Consider the following 20,901-nt stretch of genomic DNA (forward strand, 5'->3'; position numbering starts at 1 on the left):
AGTTCTTAACTCTAATCACATCACCATGAAATATGTCGGCGCCCACGTCAGCACTTCCGGAGGGGTAGAATTTGCACCTGTCAATGCCTATGAAATTGGTGCAAAAGCCTTCGCCCTCTTCACCAAAAACCAGCGGCAGTGGTTTTCAAAACCACTCACACCGGAAAACATTTCCCTGTTCCGCAGTAATTGCGAGAAATATGGCTACAAGCCTGCCCATATCTTACCCCACGACAGCTACCTCATCAACCTGGGCTCTCCTGATCCTGCAGGACTGGACCAATCCCGAAAAGCCTTTCTCGATGAAATGCAGCGCTGCGAACAGCTTGGCCTCGATCGCCTGAACTTCCACCCCGGTAGCCACCTGAATAAAATCACAGAAGAACAATGCCTGGTAACCGTCGCCGACTCGATAAATTTTGCTCTCAACAAAACAAAAGGTGTGACGGCTGTCATTGAAAATACTGCCGGGCAGGGTACCAATGTCGGTTTCACTTTCGAACAGATACGGTTCATCATCGACCATGTTTATGATAAAAGCCGCGTCGGCGTATGTTTCGACACCTGCCATGCCTATTCTGCCGGTTATAATATCAAAAGTCCTGAAGGTTATCAAAAAACCTGGGAGAAATTTGATGCAGTAATCGGTCTCTCTTACATGCGCGGCATGCACCTGAACGACACGAAAAAGGAATTTGCCAGCCATGTCGACAGGCATGATAACATCGGTGTCGGATTGCTTGGTGAGGAACTGTTCCGACGAATCATGAACGATCCGCGCTTCAACGATCTGCCTCTCATCCTCGAAACACCTGACGAAACCAAATGGATTGAGGAAATCAAAATGCTCTATTCCTTTTAAAAAAAATAATACTGAAGCTACTAACAATCTTATATCAATACTTTTATTATTATGCGAGTTAAAACTATTCAAGGTCTCATTCTGGTTTCCCTGATGATCCTCTTTTTTCATTCCGGTTGTGAGAAAAAAGAAATAATAACCATTTATGAAACTCCATCTCATGAAACGCTGGTCTTTCTCACTGACTTTGATAAAAACACGGATGTCGTCATTGCCATGATTGCTTCTCTGAAAACGAGCTTCCCCGATCTCCAGATCGAATGTATACAGGCCAAACCTTTTAACATCAAAGAAGCTGCCTACCAGTTGGAAGTCGCTGCAAGTGATTACTCGGAAGGTACCTATTTTATGGGTATTGTTGATCCCGGATTAATTTCTACGGGAATGGTCTTCGAAGCTCAGGGCGGGAAAAAATTTGTGGTTCCCGACAACGGACTCGCCACCAGGGTCATCAAATATATGAATACCTGGGATTATTACCGGATTGAGAATCCCCTGGATGAATCTGGTCAGGATCCATCTGAGCTGAACTTTAATGAATTTTATCTAAAATCCATATCAGCTGTTATATCCGGAAAACCACTCTCTTTATTTGGCCCAGAGATCGATCAACCGGTTGCATACCCGATTCAGGATCCTGAAAAAGTTAATGATACCATTTCCGGGGAGGTGATCTTTACTGATAATTTCGGCAATTGCATTACAAATATTCCCGATAGCTTGATAAACAGTTATGATTATGGCACTCTTTTTAAAATAACAGGAAATTCTTTTTCATTCTTTGCTTCTTACGGGATAAATTATGCTTCGGTTCCAGAAAACCAGAATGTCATGCTTGTCGACAGGCTGAAGCGTTTGGAAATGGCCGTCGACCTGGGAGATCTCTCTCAGAGGTATCAATTAAATGCCGGTTCATCCATTAAATTGTTCCTTAGTAAAGTGCATATAGGAATACTTCAGTTCAATAATACCACGACTCCCTTTGTGGATACCATGAAGAATATGCTGAGTGCAAATGGATTTAATGAAGATGTGAATACAGTCATAGTAGAAAGAAATGCAAATGGGAATATCGAACAATTTAATGAACTTATTCAGGAACTGATCGGGGAGAAGATAGACATCCTCATTTCTTTTTCAACCCAGGCCACCCAGGCTGCTGTCACAATGTTACCTGATTCCATCCCTATCGTATTCAGCCTTGTGACAGATCCTGAATCTGCAGGTGTGCTGAACCAGCGGCTTCGTGTCACCGGTTTATCAAATGCTACTGATTGCTTCCAGTTCATCAGTTTTACCAGGCGGATCTTACCTGAATTATCGATAGCCGGCAGCATTTATAACTCACAGGAGGCTAATTCGGTATATGTCCAGCAAGAACTTCATGACCAACTCCTTTTCCATGGGATTGATTATATTAATGCCGCTGTAACAACTGTAGATGATATCCCTTCAGCTTATGAGGAGATCAAAGCCCATAATATTGAAGTTATCCTGATTACGAATGATAATACCATGACCCTTGCCACAACAGACCTTGTCGCACTTGCCACACCTGATACCATCCCGGTCCTGGGTTCGGATTATAATAATGCAAAAAATGGTGCCCTGGCTGCCATCGGTGTGGACTATGACCTCATAGCACGGGAAACAGGTAAACTGGCTATTGCTATCATCCGGGGAGTGAACCCGGATGAAGTTCCTGTTCACTATTTCGAAACAAATACAATTTCCCTTAATACCCAAACAGCTGCCAGCCTTGGATATATGTTTGACCCTGGACTTCTTGAAGAGGCAAAATATATTTTCCCATAAATCAGATAGTTATAACTGTCTGATCTAATTTTCTTATTTCTCCTATAATATCACCCAACATTCATTTTTTTATTGCTTTTTACTTATCCATTAAAATTTTATCTTTGCCAAAAATCTCAATATAATGGATTTAAGTAAGATCATGGCCATCTCCGGCAAACCGGGACTTTATAAATCAATAGCTAACACAAAGAACGGTATCATCGTTGAATCCATCATCGACGGCAAACGATTCACTGCCTTCGCCCATGAACGTGTCAGCTCACTTGAGGAAATAAGCGTCTTTACAACAGGTGAAGACCTGTCACTCAAGGATGTTCTCAAAAGGATCTTCGACAAACAGCAGGGTCAGAAAGCCATCGACATTAAAGCCGATACAAAGGCACTTCTCTCTTTCTTCGAGGAGGTTGTTCCTGAATATGATAAGGAAAGAGTCTATACATCCGATATAAAGAAAGTCATCAACTGGTATAATCTTCTTCAGGGAAAAAACATGCTGGATTTCACTGAAGAAGAGAAGAAAGAAGAAACTACAAAGGAAGAGGGCACAGAAGAAAAGAAAGAAGAAACAACAAACTGATCGCATGAAACGCATCGAGGACTGTAAAGTTCATCGTTACATCTGGCTCAACGCCGACAATTACATCCTCGAACTGGAGGCCCCAAGCACACTTCCCGTCATTCTTCCTGGTAATTTCGCCGAACTTCGCGTTAATAATTCCTCGTCCGTTTTTCTCCGCCGGCCCTTTTCAATCCTGGATGTCAATTATTCGGAAAACACCATCAGATTTTATATCAAGATCATCGGCAATGGCACACGCATGCTGGGGCAAATGAGAATCGGCGATGACGTCAATATCATATTCCCTCTCGGCAATGCATTTACGACACATGGTAGTAAGAAAGCCCTCATCATAGGTGGTGGCTCCGGAATAGCTCCTTTCATACTGCTGGCACGCGAACTCGCCAAAAGCAACACAGCCATGACCTTCATTCTTGGAGGCAAAAACAAGGGTGACATATTCCTCATCGATCAGTTCAGCAGTTTCGGCAAGGTGTTGTTCACCACAGAGGATGGGTCGCTGGGTGAAAAGGGATTGGTTACAGAACATTCTCTATTTAAAAATGGACTGACGGCTTTTGACCAAGTCTATACCTGCGGGCCAGAGCCGATGATGAAAGCAGTGGCGGAGATTACCCGGAGTAGTGATATCCCCTGCGAAGCCTCGATAGAAAACACCATGGGCTGCGGCTTTGGAGTTTGCCTTTCGTGCGTGGTGGCCACCAACGAAGGCTATAAATGTGTTTGTACTGAAGGACCTGTCTTTAACGTCAATGAACTGGCATGGTAGATCTGCATGTTAACATACACCGCCTCAACCTGAAAAACCCTGTGATGACCGCCTCGGGCACCTTCGGCTTCGGTGAGGAATTTGCCGACTTCATCGACCTGAACCGCCTGGGTGGCATCTTCGTTAAAGGGCTCACACCTAAACTCAGAGAAGGCAACCCCTATCCGCGCATGGCTGAAACACCATCTGGCATGCTGAATGCCATCGGACTACAGAACAAAGGTGTCGATTATTTCATTCAGACCATTTACCCCCGGATCAAAAAACTCGACACATACATCATTCCCAATGTCAATGGTTCAACCATTGAAGAATATGTGGAAGTCACTGAAAAACTCAACGCCACGGATGGCATCCATGCCATTGAGTTAAACATCTCATGTCCGAATGTAAACCAGGGCGGCATGGCCTTTGGCATAAACCGGCATTCAGCCATGTCGGTTACAGGCGCTGTTCGCAATGCATTTAAAGGTACCCTCATCGTCAAGCTCACCCCCAACGTGACCGATATCACCGAAATAGCCAGGGCTGTTGAGGATGCCGGCGCTGATGCGCTTTCACTAGTTAACACCTTTCTGGGTATGGCTGTTGATGCTGAAAAACAAAAACCGGTATTGTCGACCGTTACGGGCGGGTTATCAGGACCAGCCATCAAACCCATTGCATTGCGGATGATATGGCAGGTTTATCATGCCGTAAAGATCCCCATCATCGGTATGGGCGGCATCATGAATGCTACCGACGCTATTGAGTTCCTGCTTGCCGGATCATCGGCCATCCAGGTCGGCACAGCCAATTTCATTGATCCACAGATCACGGTTAAGATCATTGATGGCATCCAGGATTATTTAATCAGACACCACATTAACAGGGTGAGCGAATTAACAGGTGCATTACAGCTGGACTAAATTCCAAATCCCAGGCACCAATTACCAAATAAATACCAAGCACCAAGCACCAAATACCAAATAAATCTCAAATCTCAAGTATCAAATGTTAAACAATTATATTAATGTTTGCAATTTGACTATTGGTTTTTGGAATTTATTTGGTATTTGGTGCTTGTTATTTGGGATTTTACTACCTTTGTTCCCCTTTTACATCAAACCCTTATAGATGCGTTGCCCGGTTTGCAAAAATCCTATGGTCATCCTTGAACTTCAGCAGATAGAGATTGATTATTGCACCTTCTGCCAAGGTATATGGCTTGATGCGGGCGAACTCGAGGCCTTACTGGGTGATACACAGCAGGTACAAGACCTGTTGACATCTTTTAAGATCGACGATGCCATCAGGGAAAAAAGGATTAAATGTCCCATCTGTAATAAAAAAATGCATAAGATACAGGCCGGTCAGCACAATCCGATTATCATTGACAAATGCCGCATTGATCATGGTCTGTGGTTTGACAGCGGAGAGCTGCAGCAGATCATCGAAATGGGATCACTTCATAAAGAAAATGAAATCCTGATACTTCTTAAAGACATCTTTACAAATAAACTTAAATAGGGAGATACAAATTATGGTACCACTTGTCGTTCTAGCAATTATCATCATTGTCGTATTTTATATCATTGGATTATACAATGGACTTATACGGCTCAGAAACCAGGTTCAGAATGCCTGGTCGCAGATTGACGTGCAGCTTAAAAGGCGTCATGATCTGATACCCAATCTCATCGAAACCGTCAGAGGTTATATGAAACATGAAAGGGAGACCCTTGAAAGTGTCACAAAAGCCAGGTCAGATGCAATGAGCGCGGTGTCCGTCGCCGACAAAGCCAAAGCTGAAGGTATTCTCGGCGGCGCCCTCGGCCAGCTCCGGGTTGCTGTTGAAGCTTACCCCGACCTGAAAGCCAACCAGAACTTCCTCGGCCTGCAGGAAGAGCTTAGCTCCACGGAAAATAAGATATCCTTCTCACGGCAGAATTATAATGACCAGGTCCTGTTTTATAATAATAAAATACAGATGTTCCCATCGAACATCATCGCCGGCATGTTCAACTTTGTCAAGAGTGATTTCTTTCAGCTTGAAGATAAAGCCGACAAGGAAGTTCCAAAGGTTAACCTTGAGTCCTATACCTCTGGCCAGAAATAATTAACAATATGTGGGAACTCATCCGAGCAAACAGAAGGAAATCCCTGGTGTTGTTTTTCATCATGGGTATGTTCCTTGTCTTACTTGGATACCTCATTGGCCAGGCTTTCAAGCCTCAGGGCGGAGGCATCACCGGAGTGGTTATAGCCATTTTTGTATGGTTTATACTGAACATGATCAGCATGTTTTCGGGAAGCAAGATCATGCTGACGGTCAGCAATGCCAAGGAAATAACGCCAGATGTCCATCCCCGGCTCTATAATATTGTCGAAGAAATGAGGATGGCAGCAAATCTGCCAAAGACACCCAAGGTATATATTATAAACACCGAGGCACCAAATGCTTTTGCCACAGGAAGAACACCCGACGATGCGGCCATAGCTGTCACTGCCGGGTTGCTTGCCAAACTGAACAGGGATGAGCTGCAGGGCGTGGTGGCGCATGAGACGTCGCACATCCTGAACCGCGACATCCGTTTCATGACCTATGCCGGCATCATGCTGGGTACTATTGTTTTAATATCCGAATTATACCTGCGTACACTGTTCTTTTCCTCATCTGCCAGATACCGCTCCGATTCCAAAGGTGGCGGGCAGGGACAGCTCATCATGATGGTCCTGGCTATCGTCATGGCTATCCTCGCTCCCATTGCTGCGCAGCTTTTATATTTCGCCATCTCCCGTAAAAGGGAATACCTTGCCGATGCATCAGCAGTCAGGCTCACACGTTATCCCGAAGGACTGGCAGCTGCACTTGAAAAGATATCAGGGTCAACGCAGGATATCGAGACAGCCAACAAGGTGACTGCACCCATGTATATTGTCAATCCCCTGAAAAAGAAAGGGATGAAAATAGCTGACCTGACCAGCACCCATCCGCCCATCTCCGAACGGATAAGGATTTTGAGGAGCATGGCTGGCGGTGCCAATTTCACCAGCTACCAGCAGGCCTGGTCGACGGTGACAGGTAGCCCGTCGCATATCATACCCCGGTCAGGACTTGCCGACAACGAAAGTCTGGGATTCCGCCCACCAGCATCAGGTGAAGATATTGAAGCTGACATGAAACAATCCCGCCGCGACTTGGGTAACCTGATGATGGCTGTGAATCAGTATACCTTTATCGATTGCCCCTGTGGCGTAAAACTTAAAGTACCACCTGATTATAAAAGTCTGCAGGTTGAATGTCCAAGATGCGGCAGAATTCACAAGGTCAGCGATTGATTTTAATCAATAATACACGCCTGTGTCACTTGAATTGAACTTTTTATATGCGATCACCATGTAAGTGCTGCAACTCAACACGCAACTTTTTATTTTCTTCTTCTCGCATTGCCAGGTCCTTTTTGAGATTAGCATTCTCGTTCGAATAATTTCTGACCTTTTCCCCGGTTTCTTTTACTTTTACCGTCAATTCATCTGCCTCCGCTTTTATCTTATCTAATGCTTCTTTCAACTTTTCCTTTTCCTTCTGCATTTCCCGAATCTGCTCCTTTAAAGTGATTATTTCCGACAAATTGGCAACAACCTTTTGATGTAACTGCTTAAAAAAATTTTCTCCCGGAATCATAGCGGTATATAATTAATTATTTTTTGTCTTAACAAAATAGTAACAAGATGCTATTTATATATTTTCAGCTTTTGCCCTTCCAGAATCATGTCAGGGTCCTTAATTTCATTATCTTTGGCAAGACGCAGATATAATTTCCCATCACCATATGCCTCCTGGGCTATAAGATAAAGCGTTTCACCGCGCTTGACCGTGTATTCCGTGTATTCACCCTTACCACTGATAATATTTCCTTTCGAACTCTTTACTTCAGCCAGTTCATTGGTTATAACACGCAGAAGTGAATCCGTTTTGAGTTTCTCACTTTCAAGATTTGAGACGGTCAATTGAAGTTGTTTATTGGCAGCCATCTGTTCCTGTAATTGCTTCTTCACCTCTTCCATTTCCCTGGTTGCTTGTGAAGGATGGACTTTTAAGGGGATAAATATCCATGCCAGGATAAAAAAAAGTAGTAATAGCGAAGCTGCTATCAATGACCAGGAAACGGTTTTCAAAGTTTTTGACAAACGTTTGATGTATCCAAAACCCTCAAGATCGGAAGAGCAATGAGGACAAATTTTTAAATCAGGCGCCAGGCCCGAAGTTTTACATACCGGACATTCCATATATTAAAAATTTAAAATTCCCAATATAAAGGTAGTAAATATTTTACTGATTCCTATATTTAATTTAAAATTATTCCCTTTAGTGCTCTTTTTGTGTGTAGTATGACTTGTGCTAAGTTCACCCAGTAAGTGTGACCGGTATTATATTATAACCGTAAAAGGATTCTGTTAACGACTCCGTATACACATCCTTTTTTTACTTATATTTGTTACGTTGCAAATCACATCTGATTATATTTATGCCCCGTATTTTAGTCATCGACGACGAACGTAGCATCCGCAGCACCCTGCGTGAGATTCTTGAATACGAGAAATTCGATGTTGATGATGCCGCAGATGGCATCCAGGGGCTGGAAATGATAAAAAACAGCACCTACGACGTCATCCTATGTGATATCAAGATGCCGCAGATGGATGGCATTGAGGTACTCGAAAAAACCATTCAGGTCAGCGACACGCCTGTTGTCATGATCTCAGGTCATGGCACTATTGACACGGCTGTGGAAGCCATAAAAAAAGGAGCCTTCGACTTTATCTCCAAACCCCTTGACCTTAACCGCCTGCTCATCACTATCCGCAATGCCATGGACAGGTCATTGCTGATCACCGAAACCAAAGCCCTTAAAAAAAAGGTCGGCGGATTCAATGATATGATTGGCGAGGCACCGCCTATTCAGCATATTAAAGACATGATTGACCGTGTGGCTCCTACTGATGCCCGTGTGCTCATCACCGGCTCAAACGGCACCGGAAAAGAACTTGTGGCACGGTGGCTGCATGAAAAAAGTAAACGCGTCAACGGTCCTTTTATTGAAGTCAACTGTGCTGCCATACCCTCTGAACTGATCGAAAGCAAACTCTTCGGCCATGAGAAAGGGTCGTTCACATCAGCTATAAAACAACGAAAGGGCGACTTTGAACAAGCCAATGGCGGCACCCTGTTCCTCGATGAGATCGGCGATATGAGCCTGTCGGCACAGGCCAAGGTTCTCAGAGCCCTGCAGGAAAACACCATCATGCGCGTCGGCGGCGAAAAACCTATACCCGTCGACGTCAGGATCATCGCCGCCACGAATAAAGAGCTCAAGGAGGAAATAAGTAAAAATGCCTTCCGTGAAGATCTTTATCACCGCATCAGCGTGATCATCATCCACGTTCCGCCACTGAAAGAACGAAAAGATGATATCCCCCTGCTGGCCGAACATTTCCTTCAAGACATCTGTGACAGTGAGGGTAAACCTTTGATGAACTTCACTGATGATGCTCTTGTGGAACTAAAAAAATATGAGTGGACAGGTAATGTGCGTGAACTCAGGAATGTTGTTGAACGCCTGGCCATCCTGTGCGACAATATCATCACTGCCGGTGATGTGGAGCTTTATGCCCAGCCGTTGCAGCAAAGGGGAATTTAACAAAAACACCTCTCCCCCGTCCCCCTCTCCTAAAGGAGAGGGAGTGAAGGGGGTGAGGCCATTTAAAATTGATGACTATATAAGCAATGAATTATAATAGAGTACCGCAATATTACGGTTTCCGTACCTTCCTTCTGGCAGCGCTTATCTATTATCTGCTGGTGATGCCATTTATCAGTATACTTTTCCTGAAATATGCTCCGCAGCTTATTGAAAGAGGCCAGCAATTAAATCAGACAAGCACCGCCGGTATGTTACCCGCACAACGGGCGATACCCCTTCCCGACTCACTTATCCACCTGGGTACTGACTCATCATCCCTTATGTTAAATCTTTTTCCCGGAACCATCGACACTGTAAAAAGGCTGCCGGCAGATACCGTAGGACTGGAGCTCTTTTTCAGAACCCCCTCCGGCACAGGACAAGCTGAGGAAAAAAGCCAGCTGACAAAGACATTCCAGCTGCTTTTCAGGTTACTTGTCATAAGTTTCGTCGCCGGTTTCCTTTTCAACATACCTTACAAAAGATACTTCCGCCGTAAACGTAAAAATCTCCGGATTTCTAAGAAACTCTTTACGTTCTGTAAAAAATATTTGCTCTATACCCCTTATATCAACAGCGGCATCCTGGCAATGGCATTTATCATCACCACAGGTTATATGATCTATGTATTATCAAAACCGGGCCTGTTCACCGATGATGCCTTCAGACATATATACCGCCAGTTCTTCTATGTATCGGTGATCTCCTCCCTTTTAGCCGTATTGTTTGTTTATTTCTGGCAGAAACACCGCGTACATATCAAATACCTCGAACACCTTTACACAGCCGATGAGCTTCGCAAACGGATTTTCAGCCAGAAATCCGGAAAAATCCGAAACCGTTTTCTTTTTAGCAGTTCCATGACCACCCTGTTGCCTCTTTTGATCGTCATCTTATACCTTTTCATCAGCCTCACGCCTGTTTCTGATCTCGGTGATCTCACCCAGGATCAGATCAAAATACTGCTCGGCGACTATACCAAGATTTTCGGATTACCACAAACAATCGAACCTGGAAGCATATACCGCAGCCTGTTTTATGTGAACGCTATCGACAACATCTCCATGTTCGTAGGCATCAGTGCAGGCATTTTCATTTCACTTATTTACATTGTTTTCTTTGTTCGCTGGACAACCCAGGATATCGTCAGTCCGGTCAAAGAACTTCTATATAATATGAAACTCACCGGCGAAGGCAGCATGAACAATTTCACCATTGTCAGGACTAATGATGAGATAGGCCAGCTTACCGAAGGATATAATGAAATGTCACAAAAAATTAAAGATTATATCAATAATATCTCCCGCATGAATGAGGCTTACTCCCGCTTCGTGCCTAAACAGTTTCTTGATTTCCTGGGCAAGGAGAGTTTTGTTGATATCAAGCTGGGTGACCAGGTGCAACAGGAGATGACTGTGCTGTTTACAGATATACGTTCCTTTACAGCTATCTCTGAAGAGATGACGCCGAAGGAAAACTTCGACTTCCTGAACCACTATCTCGGCTATATGGAACCCGTGATCAGGAACAATAGCGGCTTCATCGATAAATTCATAGGCGATTCCATCATGGCCCTGTTCCCTGATAATCCCGGCGACGCCATCAATGCGGCCATTGAGATGCGGATAAAGCTCACGCAGTTCAACCAGGTAATGGGACAATTTGGCAAACCTGAAATCGACAGCGGCATCGGCATTCACATTGGCCTTCTCATGCTTGGCGTCGTGGGTGGTGAAGGACGAATGGACGGCACGGTCATCTCCGATGCCGTCAACCTGGCATCACGGCTCGAAGGCCTCACAAGGATGTACGGCTGTTCTATCATCATCAGCGAGGATACGCTTATCAAGCTCGATGACCCGAGTGCCTATAATTACAGGTTCCTCGACATCGTAAAAGTAAAAGGCAAAAAAGAAGCTGTGTATATCTTCGAGATCATCGATGGTGAGCCTGAGGACATCAAACGGTTGAAGATCATGACCAAAAACCAGTTTGCCAAAGGCATCAGCCTCTATAAGAATAAACAGTTCCGCCAGGCACTTGTAGAATTCATTGAAGTGAAAGAAGCCAATATTCATGACAAAGCCGCAGCCCTTTACATCAATAGGTGTGAGAAAATTATCCACTCCGGACTGCCGGATGACTGGGATGGAGTTTTAATACTGGATACAAAGTATTAAATCAATGATCAATGAGCAATGATCAATGATCAGTGAAAAATTCATTTCGTCAATTCACATTTATATTATTTTTCTATCTTTGTGTGTGATTATTCCATTACCCTAAATATTTCTGTGATGAAAGATAACATGAACAATATCATTCTGGTGCCAACAGATTTCTCTGAAGTCTGCGACAATGCCACCAACCAGGCCGCTGAGGCAGCAAAACTGCTAAAGTATAAGATCTGTCTCCTCCACGTCATCAATAAGGATACAAAAGCCTATCTGGATAAGGTGATGCAGAGGGAAAATGCCATCCATGAAAAGCTCAATGCAAAGGCTGAAGAGATCAGGAAAAAATATAAGATCGAAGTAGACATTCTTGCCAAGGAAGGCAGCATCTTCACGACCATTGGCGAAGTAGCCAAAGATATCGGGGCAAATTTGCTTTACCTCGGCACGCATGGAAAAGTCGGCATGCAAAAACTCACCGGTAGTTTTGCCCTTAAGGTCGTCACAAGTTCTCCTGTGCCGGTGATCGTTGTACAAAAAAGGCCTTTTAAAAAAGGCTATAAGAATATTGTTCTCCCCATCACCAGCGAAGCAGGGCCATGGGAAAAAACAAAATGGGCGGTTTTCATTTCCCGTCAGTTTGGCGCCACCATTCATATCCTTCAGCTGAGTACGGCCGATGATGGAGTGGTTGAAGCAGCCAAACAAATAGGCCAGTATTTCAAGAAGAACAAGGTAAAATATTCGTATGTTATTTCCGAAAAGACCGGTGGATTCTCGAAACAGGTCATTGAATATGCCACATCTGTCGATGCCGATATGATCATGATCATGACCAATCCCGATACGAACTTTTCAAAATTCTTCCTTGGAACCTATGATGAAGAGATGATCTTCAATCCATCGCAGATACCGGTGATGTGTATTAATCCACGGAAGTTCAATTATCAGATATTGGGGCTGTAGCCTCACCCCCCTTCCCCCTCTCCTCCAGGAGAGGGGGAAACCTTTGCGTCCTCTGCGCCTCCTCTGCGCCCTTTGCGGTTAACAAGACGTCAAAACAGAACAAAATAACTTTCTTTTACAAAATAAGCCCTAATCCCACCCACTCTGTCACTTTTATTCGTATCTTTGCTCCTCAAATGGAACACTCTTTGCTCACACCCACACCCATGTACGGGGCTGACCGGATTTGACAGCAAGGAAGTTAAACTGCAAGCATGCCGGGCATTGAGGATACGACCCGTTATCACTGATTCTCGCGCCAATAACTGGCAACAATTCTAATTTCGCGTTAGCTGCTTAATCAGTAAGATTAGGCGCTGACTGCTTCCCGGGAAACCTCTCCCGACGGTGTCCCGACCGAAGCATCGTAAATGCCGGGATAGTATGAGCACCTCCCCGCTGTTCATGCAAATTTTAAGGGGATACGGATAAAATAGGCTGGTCTTCCGCCGGCTTTATCCCGACAACCAACGGAAGGCTAAGCATGTAGAAACCACTTTGGCTGCTTGTTTGGACGAGGGTTCGACTCCCTCCAGCTCCACCATGATTGAGCGATGTAACGATTTTCGATTTTTTCTTAACCACATCGTTCAATCGGCCATCGTGTAATCGCTACATCGCATTACCACGGCCTTAAGACTGTGGCAATTGATAACCAGCTAGTTACCAGACTTTAGTCCAAAATGCTTACTTTTCGGAGTGGGCTCATACCTTAATATTTATTACTTTTGTATAACAGAATCATCTGTTGGCATCATAAAACCGGGCAAACATGTTCACTAAAACGGAAATAATAACATTTCTTGAGGATCATATGGATTATCTGCGTAACCACCTCAATGTGAAACATATCGGTATCTTTGGTTCCTTTGCCAGGGATGAACAATCTGATATTAGCGATATAGATATTCTTGTTCAATTTCAGGAAAATACTCCGAATTTGTTTGAAAAGCGTCTGGAGCTCAAAGAATTTCTTCAATTGAATTTTGGAAGGAATGTGGATATATGTCACAAAGATGCTATTAAACCGGTTTTCAGGGACATGATACTTAAGGAGGCGATTTATGTATAAAAAGGATGAAGCTATTTTGCTCAACATGTTAGTCGCCTTTTCGGATACCTCAATCCTTTTCCTTACTCTTATAAAATGATGTAAAAAATTTCCCTTTTAAAAGGAAAAAAATATCATTTTTGTCCCTATGGAAAGGAAAAAATTAATAAAAAATATCATTCGCAATTTTCAGAGGAGTTTACTGATATCTGCTTGAAGCCGGATCTGTCAGTGAAACTGGAATGATGTTGGTTAAGTAGGCCTCAGATTATTGGTTGAAAATCAACGAAAGCCCGAGATAGCAAGCGTTATGAACGTGTGCTGTATTAAAACGCGTTAGCAATGCGAAACAATCACTGGCTGCTCGTCGTAAACGAGCGGTAATGAGGCACGCGTTCGAAAACGCGCGCCAGCCCAAGATATAAAGATTGAACGATTGAACGATTTTCGATTTTTTCTTAACCACATCGTTCAATCGGCCAACCTGTCCCGAAGAGCAAGCGCAGCGAGCGAAATCGGGATCGCGTAATCGTTACATCGTTAGATAGATTTCCCAAATTTAATTGAAAACTCATTTTACCGCCGCTTCTATTTTTGGGGAAGCTTACAGCAATCCACAAACAGACCATATTTTATATATCATGTTTTATGATGCATATTTTATGAAAAATTTCGTAAATTTGCCTGAAAATCTATTAATCATGAATCCTTTTACACTGAATTATCAACCTAAGTATTTCTGCGACAGAGTTTCGGAAACCAGACAATTGCATGAGTATGCTATTAACGAGTTAAATACCCTGTTACACAGTCCGAGAAGACTGGGCAAGAGTGCTCTTATCCGTCATTTGTTTCATCAGTATGAGCAGAGTGATACATTTGAAACAATCTTTGTGGATCTATTTGCTACCAGAGATATGGAAGGACTTATAAGGTCATTTGCAGAAAAACTACTCGATAAATATCATAAAAAGAACCTTCTTTCCGGGATCAAAATCCTTCTTAAAGGATTAAGCCCTACTTTAACATTTTCGCGGGAAGGTTCCCCGAAACTTGGCTTGAGCATAAATGAAAGCCAACAGGAAACAACTCTTCATGATCTGCTCATGTATCTCGAAAAACTAAAGAAAAAGGTTATAGTAGCTTTTGATGAATTTCAGGAAATAGCCTCTTATCCTGAAAAAGCAGAAGCTATTCTGAGAACCCATATGCAGGAACTGAATAATGTTCACTTTATTTTTTCAGGAAGTTCAAATCATTTATTAAAGGACATGTTCTTTAGTGCGAAGCGTCCTTTCTATCAGAGTACCGAGGTGATCGTGCTGGATAAGATCAATAGGAATATATACGCAGATCATATTTCTGCATTATTTAGTCAATTTAATAAAAAAATTGATACAGAAGCCGTGAATCATTTATTGGATTTTTCAGAGGTCTATACCTATTATACCCAAGTCATTTGCAATCAGGCATTTTATAAGACAGATGATGTACTTGACCTTGAACAGGCTATGCTGATCACAGAATCTTATCTTGAAAACCGTAAGTCGGATTTCCACAGTCTGTTCAATCTGTTACCAGAAAACCAGAAAAGGGTTGCCATAGCTATAGCGAACAAAGGGACAGTATCTTCACCCACGGGGATCGATTTTTTATTATATTATAAATTACCATCTGTTTCATCGACACTTCAGGCCGTAAATACCCTTATAAACAAAGAAATACTTTACCGTACTCCTGATGGATATGTTATCTATGATGTGTTTTTCAGAAGGTTCCTGGAAATGTATTACAGGCAATAGACTCTTGAGAAATTCTTAATAGCCATGTGCTGCAAATGCGCGCCAGCCGGAGCTAATTGACTAATTCTCAAATTCTCAAATTAATCCCCCGCTCAGTTCGCACTCTATATTCTTGCCCCTGCCGTCACAGACTTCCGCAGTAGCAACAGCATGAATACCAAGCCGATGATAAAAAAGGTGCAGATCGCCAATACGGAATAACGCATATTTCCTGTGATGGCTTCGATGACGCCGAAGCTGAAGGTGCCCAGGACAGTGGCCATTTTCTCCATAACATCATAGAAACTGAAAAAAGAGGTATGGTCGGTGGTCTCAGGTAACATCTTGGAGTAAGTTGACCGTGCCAGTGACTGCGTGCCGCCCATGACAATGCCAATGAATACGGCAGCTGTGATAAAGCCGGCGGCATGATGAATATAAAAGGCGCCTATTGTAATGATGACCCATGAAACGACTGAAAAGATCAGCGCCCTGAGATTGCCGAACCAGCCCGACAGTCTTGCAAATAACCAAGCTCCAAACATTCCCACAAGCTGAATGACAAGAATAGTCGGGATGAGCACATCCTCCTTCAGTCCCAGCTCTTTTTCACCGTAAGTGGCTGCCATGAACATAACTGTCAGAAGCCCCATCATGATAAAAAAGAAACCGATAAGGTAGAGGCTCAGCTTATATGACTTGCGGACATAGTTGAAAACGATCCGGAGCTCTTTGTAGCCATTGGTCAGCACATTGGCCTTTTTGATGCGTTTGCGGAACGTATATTTGGGCAACCGGTAAAACGTGATCTGCGAAAAACCTATCCACCATACGAAGACGGTAAGAAATGAAATGCGGGCTGGCAGGGAGGAACCCGCCGGTATTCCAAATAACTGAGGCTGCATAATCATCAGGAGATTGAACAGCAGCAGAACAACACCTCCCAGGTAACCCATTGAGTAACCTCTTGCACTGATACGGTCCTGGTCTTCAGGTTCGGCAATGACAGGCAGGAATGAGTTATAGAATACGATGCTGCCGCCATACCCTATGGTTCCCATAGCGAAAGCAACGATGCCCAGTTCGACATTCGAGGAGTTGAAGAAAAAAAGCGTGCCGCACGAGATAGCTCCAATCCAGGTGAAGACCTGCATGAAGGCTTTACGCCGGCCTGTATAGTCGGCAATGGATGAAAAAAGCGGCGAACATGCAGCCACAATCAGATAGGCTGCTGCAATAGCCCATGAAAATAATACCGTATTGATGACCTTGGCACCAAAGAAGGAAACCGTATCATTATCCCCCGAACGGGTAACAGTATTATAATAAATGGGGAAAATAGTAGAGGAAATAGTCAATTGGTAAACAGAATTTGCCCAGTCGTACATGACCCAGCCACGGATCACTTTCTTGTCTCCTTTACGGAATTGGGAAACGTCGGTTATTTTAGGCAAAATGCAGAATTTTTAAGATTTCAGGATCAGGCTAAATTAAAAAAAAAGAATCATACAACACTCAGGATAATTTTTTTCGGGCCGGAGACCAAATTCTGAGTGTGGTAAAAGTAATTTTATCATATATTTGAAACCATGCGAGGCGATGATTTACTATATAAAATACTTCTTGAGCTGAACATTTCATTCGACTATTACGAACATCAGCCAGCCTATACTGTTGAAGATGCACTAAAGAACTGGAAATACATCGATTCCACTCACTGTAAAAATCTCTTCCTCCGCAACCATAAAGGCGACCGTCATTACCTTATAATTATGGAGTACTCGCAGCCATTGGCTATTCATGACATGGAACAGCGCCTGAAACAGGGTAAGCTGTCCTTTGCATCGCCGGAAAGACTGAAACGCTACCTTGGTGTGACACAGGGCGCCGTCTCCATCTTCGGACTTATTCACGATAAAGAGCATCATGTTCATGTCTTTGTGGATGAAAATCTACAAAAAGCAGAGAAAATCAGCTTCCACCCCAACGATAACACAGCCAGCATTGTTATTTCATACGGGGATTTCATAAAGTTTATTAATTGGAGTGGGAATGGCTATGAGTTTATTAGACTGGTTTAGCCGTGTTCAGGCTTCATGTTCATAATCCGATTTTTTATACTTTTGTTAAACTCTTTTTGTCGGACGAAACAGACTTGAATGGGCCAACTTTACGATAAACTCTCCGAAGACGTGCGATTCAGGGAAGGACTTAAAGCCTGCATCGGTTGCGGAACATGTACAGCTATATGCCCGGCTGCTGAGTTCTATGACTATGATCCACGCATCCTTGCCACTACTGTCCAGACAAAAAATGATGAACAAATCGAAGAATTACTCAAGGGTGATTTCATCTGGTATTGCGGTGAGTGCATGTCATGCAAGACGCGTTGCCCAAGGGGAAACACTCCCGGGCTGATAATTTCGGCCCTGCGCGGATTATCACAGGAACTTGGTTATTTCGTCGAATCGGAAAAAGGCCGACAACAACTCGCTATCAAACGAACTGTTGGGAAATGGATATTGAACCATGGTTACTGCCTTTACCCCAGTGAGATCAATGTGCAAAATCATCCTGAACAAGGTCCGGTGTGGGAATGGATGCATCAACACTTACCGGAGGTATTTGACCGCCTGGGAGCAAATTATCAGAAAGACGGCCCGGGAATATTCCGCAAAGTCCCGCAGCAAGCACTTGATGAGCTAAAAAAAATATTTGAAGTAACGGGTGCATTGAGTCGTTTTGAGAAAATTGAAGAATTCTCACGCCAAAAGGCCGAAGAAATGGGGATGCAGTTTGACGAAGGAATTGAAAGCGAATACTTTAATCATATTTATACAACGAATAATAATCAACACAACAAGAAGTAAGCAGTTGTAGCTGTAAACTTGTAACCTGCAACCTGCAACTTGCAACTTGTAGCTTCAATCTTGTAACCAAGAGCGGCTCAACAGAATTATCGCGTATAAACATTAATCTCATGAACATTGAGGGTAAGCGTGTCATCTGGAAAGAATATCAAAAGGAGATAGCCGACGACCATTATTTCTACGTCCGGAGCTGTGTACGTCAGAGTTTCTTTCCCGGATCTGAAACAACTTTCTTACGGATTTTACGCGATGAGCTTGGTAAAGATGTATACGAAAATCCCTTTCATACCACTTGCACCGGCATTGCCTACCATGGCGATATCCTGCCATTCGAAACGACAATGACTGTAATTGCCCGTCAGTTCGCACTGATGACCGAAGCAGGGTATGAAAATTATATTCCCTCCTGTATTACGTCGTTTGGTCTCTATTCAGAGGTATTGGATACCTGGCATCACTTTCCGGAAATTGAAAAAAAAGTCCGTGACTTTTTAAAAAAGGCTACAGGCAAAGAATTTGAGAAACCGAAAAACCTTGCACATGCCAGCGATATCATCTTTAAATTCAGGAAAGAAATAACCAGTAAAGCGAAATTCAAGCTGGTAAACAGGTTTACCGGTGATCCGATAAAAGTTGTGGAGCATATCGGTTGTCACTATTCTAAAATGTTCCCATCCAAAGGTGTTGGCGGGGCAGAGTATCCTTACGTTTTGGCTGGATTAATTGAAGAATGGGGAGGCGATGTGATTGATTATCCTGAACGCCGCCATTGCTGCGGCTTCGGATTCCGGCAGTATCTGATCAGGGCAAACAGGGGATACTCAATAGCCTGCTCCCGGAAGAAGTTCGAATCCATGCAACCCTATAAGCCTGATGCCATACTCACTAACTGCCCCGGCTGTCCATACTTTCTCGATCGCTGGCAGTATGCGATCAGTGAAATGGAAGGGAAAACTTATGGAGTCGACGGACAAGGTATCCCGGTTCTCACTTATGAAGAGCTTGCAGGAATGGTGCTGGGCTACGATCCCTGGGACATTGGTCTGCAAATTCACCAGGTTCCTGTTGAACCTCTGCTGGATAAGATAGGCATCCCCTATGATTCCCAAAAAAAATTCCAGGGGAAAAATGGTGAGAATCTTGGTCAGCCTGCAACAGCTCATTCATTAACATTCTATCAGGGCTAAAGAATATGGGTAAACAAGTGGTTGTTATCGGCGGTGGCATAGCAGGTATGGAAGCAGTTTCCAGTCTGGCTTCTCTGGGTATGGATGTCGTTCTCGTCGAAAAAAAAACCTCTCTGGGTGGCCATCTGCAGCAGTGGGCACATCTTTTCCCTAACCGCAGAGCCGGAAAAGAAGTGCTGGATATATTACATAAAGGACTGGATAAGAAGATTGATGTACTCCTGAATAGAGATATTCAAAAAATCGAAAAAACAGAAAGAGGGTTTACTGTATATCTTGACACAAATATTGTTTATCATGCGGATGCAGTGCTGATTGCAACGGGATTTGACCTCTTTGAGGCATGGAGGAAAGAAGAATACGGTTATGGGATTTATGAAAATGTTCTGACCTCTGCTGAATTGGAAGAACAGTTCATAAAACATGGTGATATCAGAACCACTCATGGAAAAATTCCGGCACGAATTGGATTTGTCCATTGTGTCGGCTCACGCGATGAAAAGGCAGGAAATCTATATTGTTCAAAGGTATGCTGCGTGACAGCTGTTAAACAAGCAATTGAAATCAAAGAGAGATTACCGGAAGCCGAGGTATTTTGCTTTTATATGGACCTGCGGATGTTCGGAATGGGCTTCGAAGAAATGTATAAAGAAGCTCAGGAGAAGCATAGTATCAACTTTATCAGGGGAAGATTATCAGAAGCCTTTGAAAATCAGGATGGCAGTGTGATGGTCAAAGTCGAAGATACACTGGCCGGAAAACCCCTCAGGATGAATGTTGATCTTCTGGTCCTTATGGTAGGAATGACGCCCTCGGAAGGAACGAAAAAGATTGGCAGGATGCTGGGATTGAACTTTGAAGAAAGCTTTTTCCTGAAACCTGCTGATGTTCATGTATATCCAAATATGACGAACATACCGGGAGTGTTTGTGGCAGGTACGTGTACATCGCCTAAAACCATTGAAGATACGATAACGGACGCAAGGTCAGCGGCTTTGAAGATTGCGGAATACTTGAAATGACCTCACCCCTTCACCCCTCTCCTGGAGGAGAGGGGCCGGGGGTGAGGCTGTAATAA

General features: G+C 43.6%; 20 protein-coding genes and 1 other RNA gene. 18 read left to right on the forward strand and 3 right to left on the reverse strand.

Going from position 1 to position 20,901, the window contains the following annotated elements:
* The first annotated feature begins 25 nt into the window (after window positions 1-25).
* From nfo to NT175_00395, 8 genes are all read left to right on the forward strand, one after another.
* Window positions 26-862: a deoxyribonuclease IV gene (gene nfo / locus NT175_00360; GenBank protein ID MCX6233166.1), complete on the forward strand. Its 837-nt coding sequence runs from the start codon at window positions 26-28 to the stop codon at window positions 860-862.
* A 51-nt stretch (window positions 863-913) separates the two neighbouring features.
* Complete coding sequence (locus tag NT175_00365) at window positions 914-2,677, forward strand: SAM-dependent chlorinase/fluorinase (GenBank protein MCX6233167.1); 1,764 nt, start codon at window positions 914-916, stop codon at window positions 2,675-2,677.
* Window positions 2,678-2,801: 124 nt separating this feature from the next.
* Complete coding sequence (locus NT175_00370) at window positions 2,802-3,257, forward strand: DUF5606 domain-containing protein (GenBank protein ID MCX6233168.1); 456 nt, start codon at window positions 2,802-2,804, stop codon at window positions 3,255-3,257.
* Between the two features lie 4 nt (window positions 3,258-3,261).
* A complete protein-coding gene (locus NT175_00375; protein ID MCX6233169.1) occupies window positions 3,262-4,029 on the forward strand; it encodes a dihydroorotate dehydrogenase electron transfer subunit in 768 nt (255 codons plus the stop codon).
* Window positions 4,023-4,937: a dihydroorotate dehydrogenase gene (locus NT175_00380; GenBank protein MCX6233170.1), complete on the forward strand. Its 915-nt coding sequence runs from the start codon at window positions 4,023-4,025 to the stop codon at window positions 4,935-4,937. The genes NT175_00375 and NT175_00380 overlap by 7 nt, the downstream gene beginning before the upstream one ends.
* Window positions 4,938-5,145: 208 nt before the next feature.
* Window positions 5,146-5,538, forward strand: a complete 393-nt coding sequence (locus NT175_00385; GenBank protein ID MCX6233171.1) for a zf-TFIIB domain-containing protein — start codon at window positions 5,146-5,148, stop codon at window positions 5,536-5,538.
* 13 nt (window positions 5,539-5,551) lie between these two features.
* On the forward strand, window positions 5,552-6,127 hold the full coding sequence (locus NT175_00390; GenBank protein MCX6233172.1) for a LemA family protein: 576 nt from the start codon (window positions 5,552-5,554) through the stop codon (window positions 6,125-6,127).
* Between the two features lie 8 nt (window positions 6,128-6,135).
* The gene (locus tag NT175_00395; GenBank protein ID MCX6233173.1) at window positions 6,136-7,350 is read left to right on the forward strand and encodes a M48 family metallopeptidase; all 1,215 of its coding nucleotides are present in this window, start codon (window positions 6,136-6,138) and stop codon (window positions 7,348-7,350) included.
* Between the two features lie 43 nt (window positions 7,351-7,393).
* Here NT175_00395 and NT175_00400 read toward each other — a convergent pair whose 3' ends face one another.
* The gene (locus NT175_00400) at window positions 7,394-7,696 is read right to left on the reverse strand and encodes a hypothetical protein (GenBank protein ID MCX6233174.1); all 303 of its coding nucleotides are present in this window, start codon (window positions 7,694-7,696) and stop codon (window positions 7,394-7,396) included.
* A gap of 50 nt (window positions 7,697-7,746) precedes the next feature.
* The gene (locus NT175_00405) at window positions 7,747-8,301 is read right to left on the reverse strand and encodes a LysM peptidoglycan-binding domain-containing protein (GenBank protein MCX6233175.1); all 555 of its coding nucleotides are present in this window, start codon (window positions 8,299-8,301) and stop codon (window positions 7,747-7,749) included.
* 239 nt (window positions 8,302-8,540) lie between these two features.
* Here NT175_00405 and NT175_00410 point away from each other — a divergent pair, with 239 nt between their 5' ends.
* From NT175_00410 to NT175_00435, 6 genes are all read left to right on the forward strand, one after another.
* Complete coding sequence (locus NT175_00410; protein MCX6233176.1) at window positions 8,541-9,713, forward strand: sigma-54 dependent transcriptional regulator; 1,173 nt, start codon at window positions 8,541-8,543, stop codon at window positions 9,711-9,713.
* Between the two features lie 86 nt (window positions 9,714-9,799).
* Window positions 9,800-11,935 carry an adenylate/guanylate cyclase domain-containing protein gene (locus NT175_00415; GenBank protein ID MCX6233177.1) on the forward strand — a complete coding sequence of 712 codons (2,136 nt, stop codon included), beginning with the start codon at window positions 9,800-9,802 and terminating at the stop codon, window positions 11,933-11,935.
* 117 nt (window positions 11,936-12,052) lie between these two features.
* On the forward strand, window positions 12,053-12,895 hold the full coding sequence (locus NT175_00420; GenBank protein MCX6233178.1) for a universal stress protein: 843 nt from the start codon (window positions 12,053-12,055) through the stop codon (window positions 12,893-12,895).
* A gap of 212 nt (window positions 12,896-13,107) precedes the next feature.
* Window positions 13,108-13,478: a transfer-messenger RNA gene (gene ssrA / locus NT175_00425) on the forward strand.
* Window positions 13,479-13,706: 228 nt separating this feature from the next.
* Window positions 13,707-14,006 (forward strand): nucleotidyltransferase family protein, encoded by a 300-nt coding sequence (locus NT175_00430; GenBank protein MCX6233179.1) that lies wholly within the window; start codon window positions 13,707-13,709, stop codon window positions 14,004-14,006.
* Window positions 14,007-14,686: 680 nt separating this feature from the next.
* Window positions 14,687-15,787, forward strand: a complete 1,101-nt coding sequence (locus NT175_00435; GenBank protein ID MCX6233180.1) for an ATP-binding protein — start codon at window positions 14,687-14,689, stop codon at window positions 15,785-15,787.
* Window positions 15,788-15,891: 104 nt separating this feature from the next.
* On the opposite strand, the gene NT175_00440 is transcribed toward NT175_00435, so the two are convergent.
* A complete protein-coding gene (locus tag NT175_00440; protein MCX6233181.1) occupies window positions 15,892-17,211 on the reverse strand; it encodes an MFS transporter in 1,320 nt (439 codons plus the stop codon).
* Window positions 17,212-17,355: 144 nt separating this feature from the next.
* Here NT175_00440 and NT175_00445 point away from each other — a divergent pair, with 144 nt between their 5' ends.
* The 4 genes from NT175_00445 (at window position 17,356) to NT175_00460 (ending at window position 20,845) form a co-directional block, all read left to right on the forward strand.
* The gene (locus NT175_00445; GenBank protein ID MCX6233182.1) at window positions 17,356-17,847 is read left to right on the forward strand and encodes a prolyl-tRNA synthetase associated domain-containing protein; all 492 of its coding nucleotides are present in this window, start codon (window positions 17,356-17,358) and stop codon (window positions 17,845-17,847) included.
* A gap of 78 nt (window positions 17,848-17,925) precedes the next feature.
* Entirely contained in the window at window positions 17,926-18,636 is a 711-nt protein-coding gene (locus NT175_00450; GenBank protein MCX6233183.1) for a 4Fe-4S dicluster domain-containing protein, read from the forward strand.
* A 110-nt stretch (window positions 18,637-18,746) separates the two neighbouring features.
* Complete coding sequence (locus NT175_00455; GenBank protein MCX6233184.1) at window positions 18,747-19,823, forward strand: heterodisulfide reductase-related iron-sulfur binding cluster; 1,077 nt, start codon at window positions 18,747-18,749, stop codon at window positions 19,821-19,823.
* A 5-nt stretch (window positions 19,824-19,828) separates the two neighbouring features.
* Window positions 19,829-20,845, forward strand: a complete 1,017-nt coding sequence (locus NT175_00460) for an FAD-dependent oxidoreductase (protein ID MCX6233185.1) — start codon at window positions 19,829-19,831, stop codon at window positions 20,843-20,845.
* Window positions 20,846-20,901: the final 56 nt, after the last annotated feature.

Source organism: Bacteroidota bacterium (assembly GCA_026391695.1).
Lineage (GTDB): Bacteria > Bacteroidota > Bacteroidia > Bacteroidales > JAGONC01 > JAPLDP01.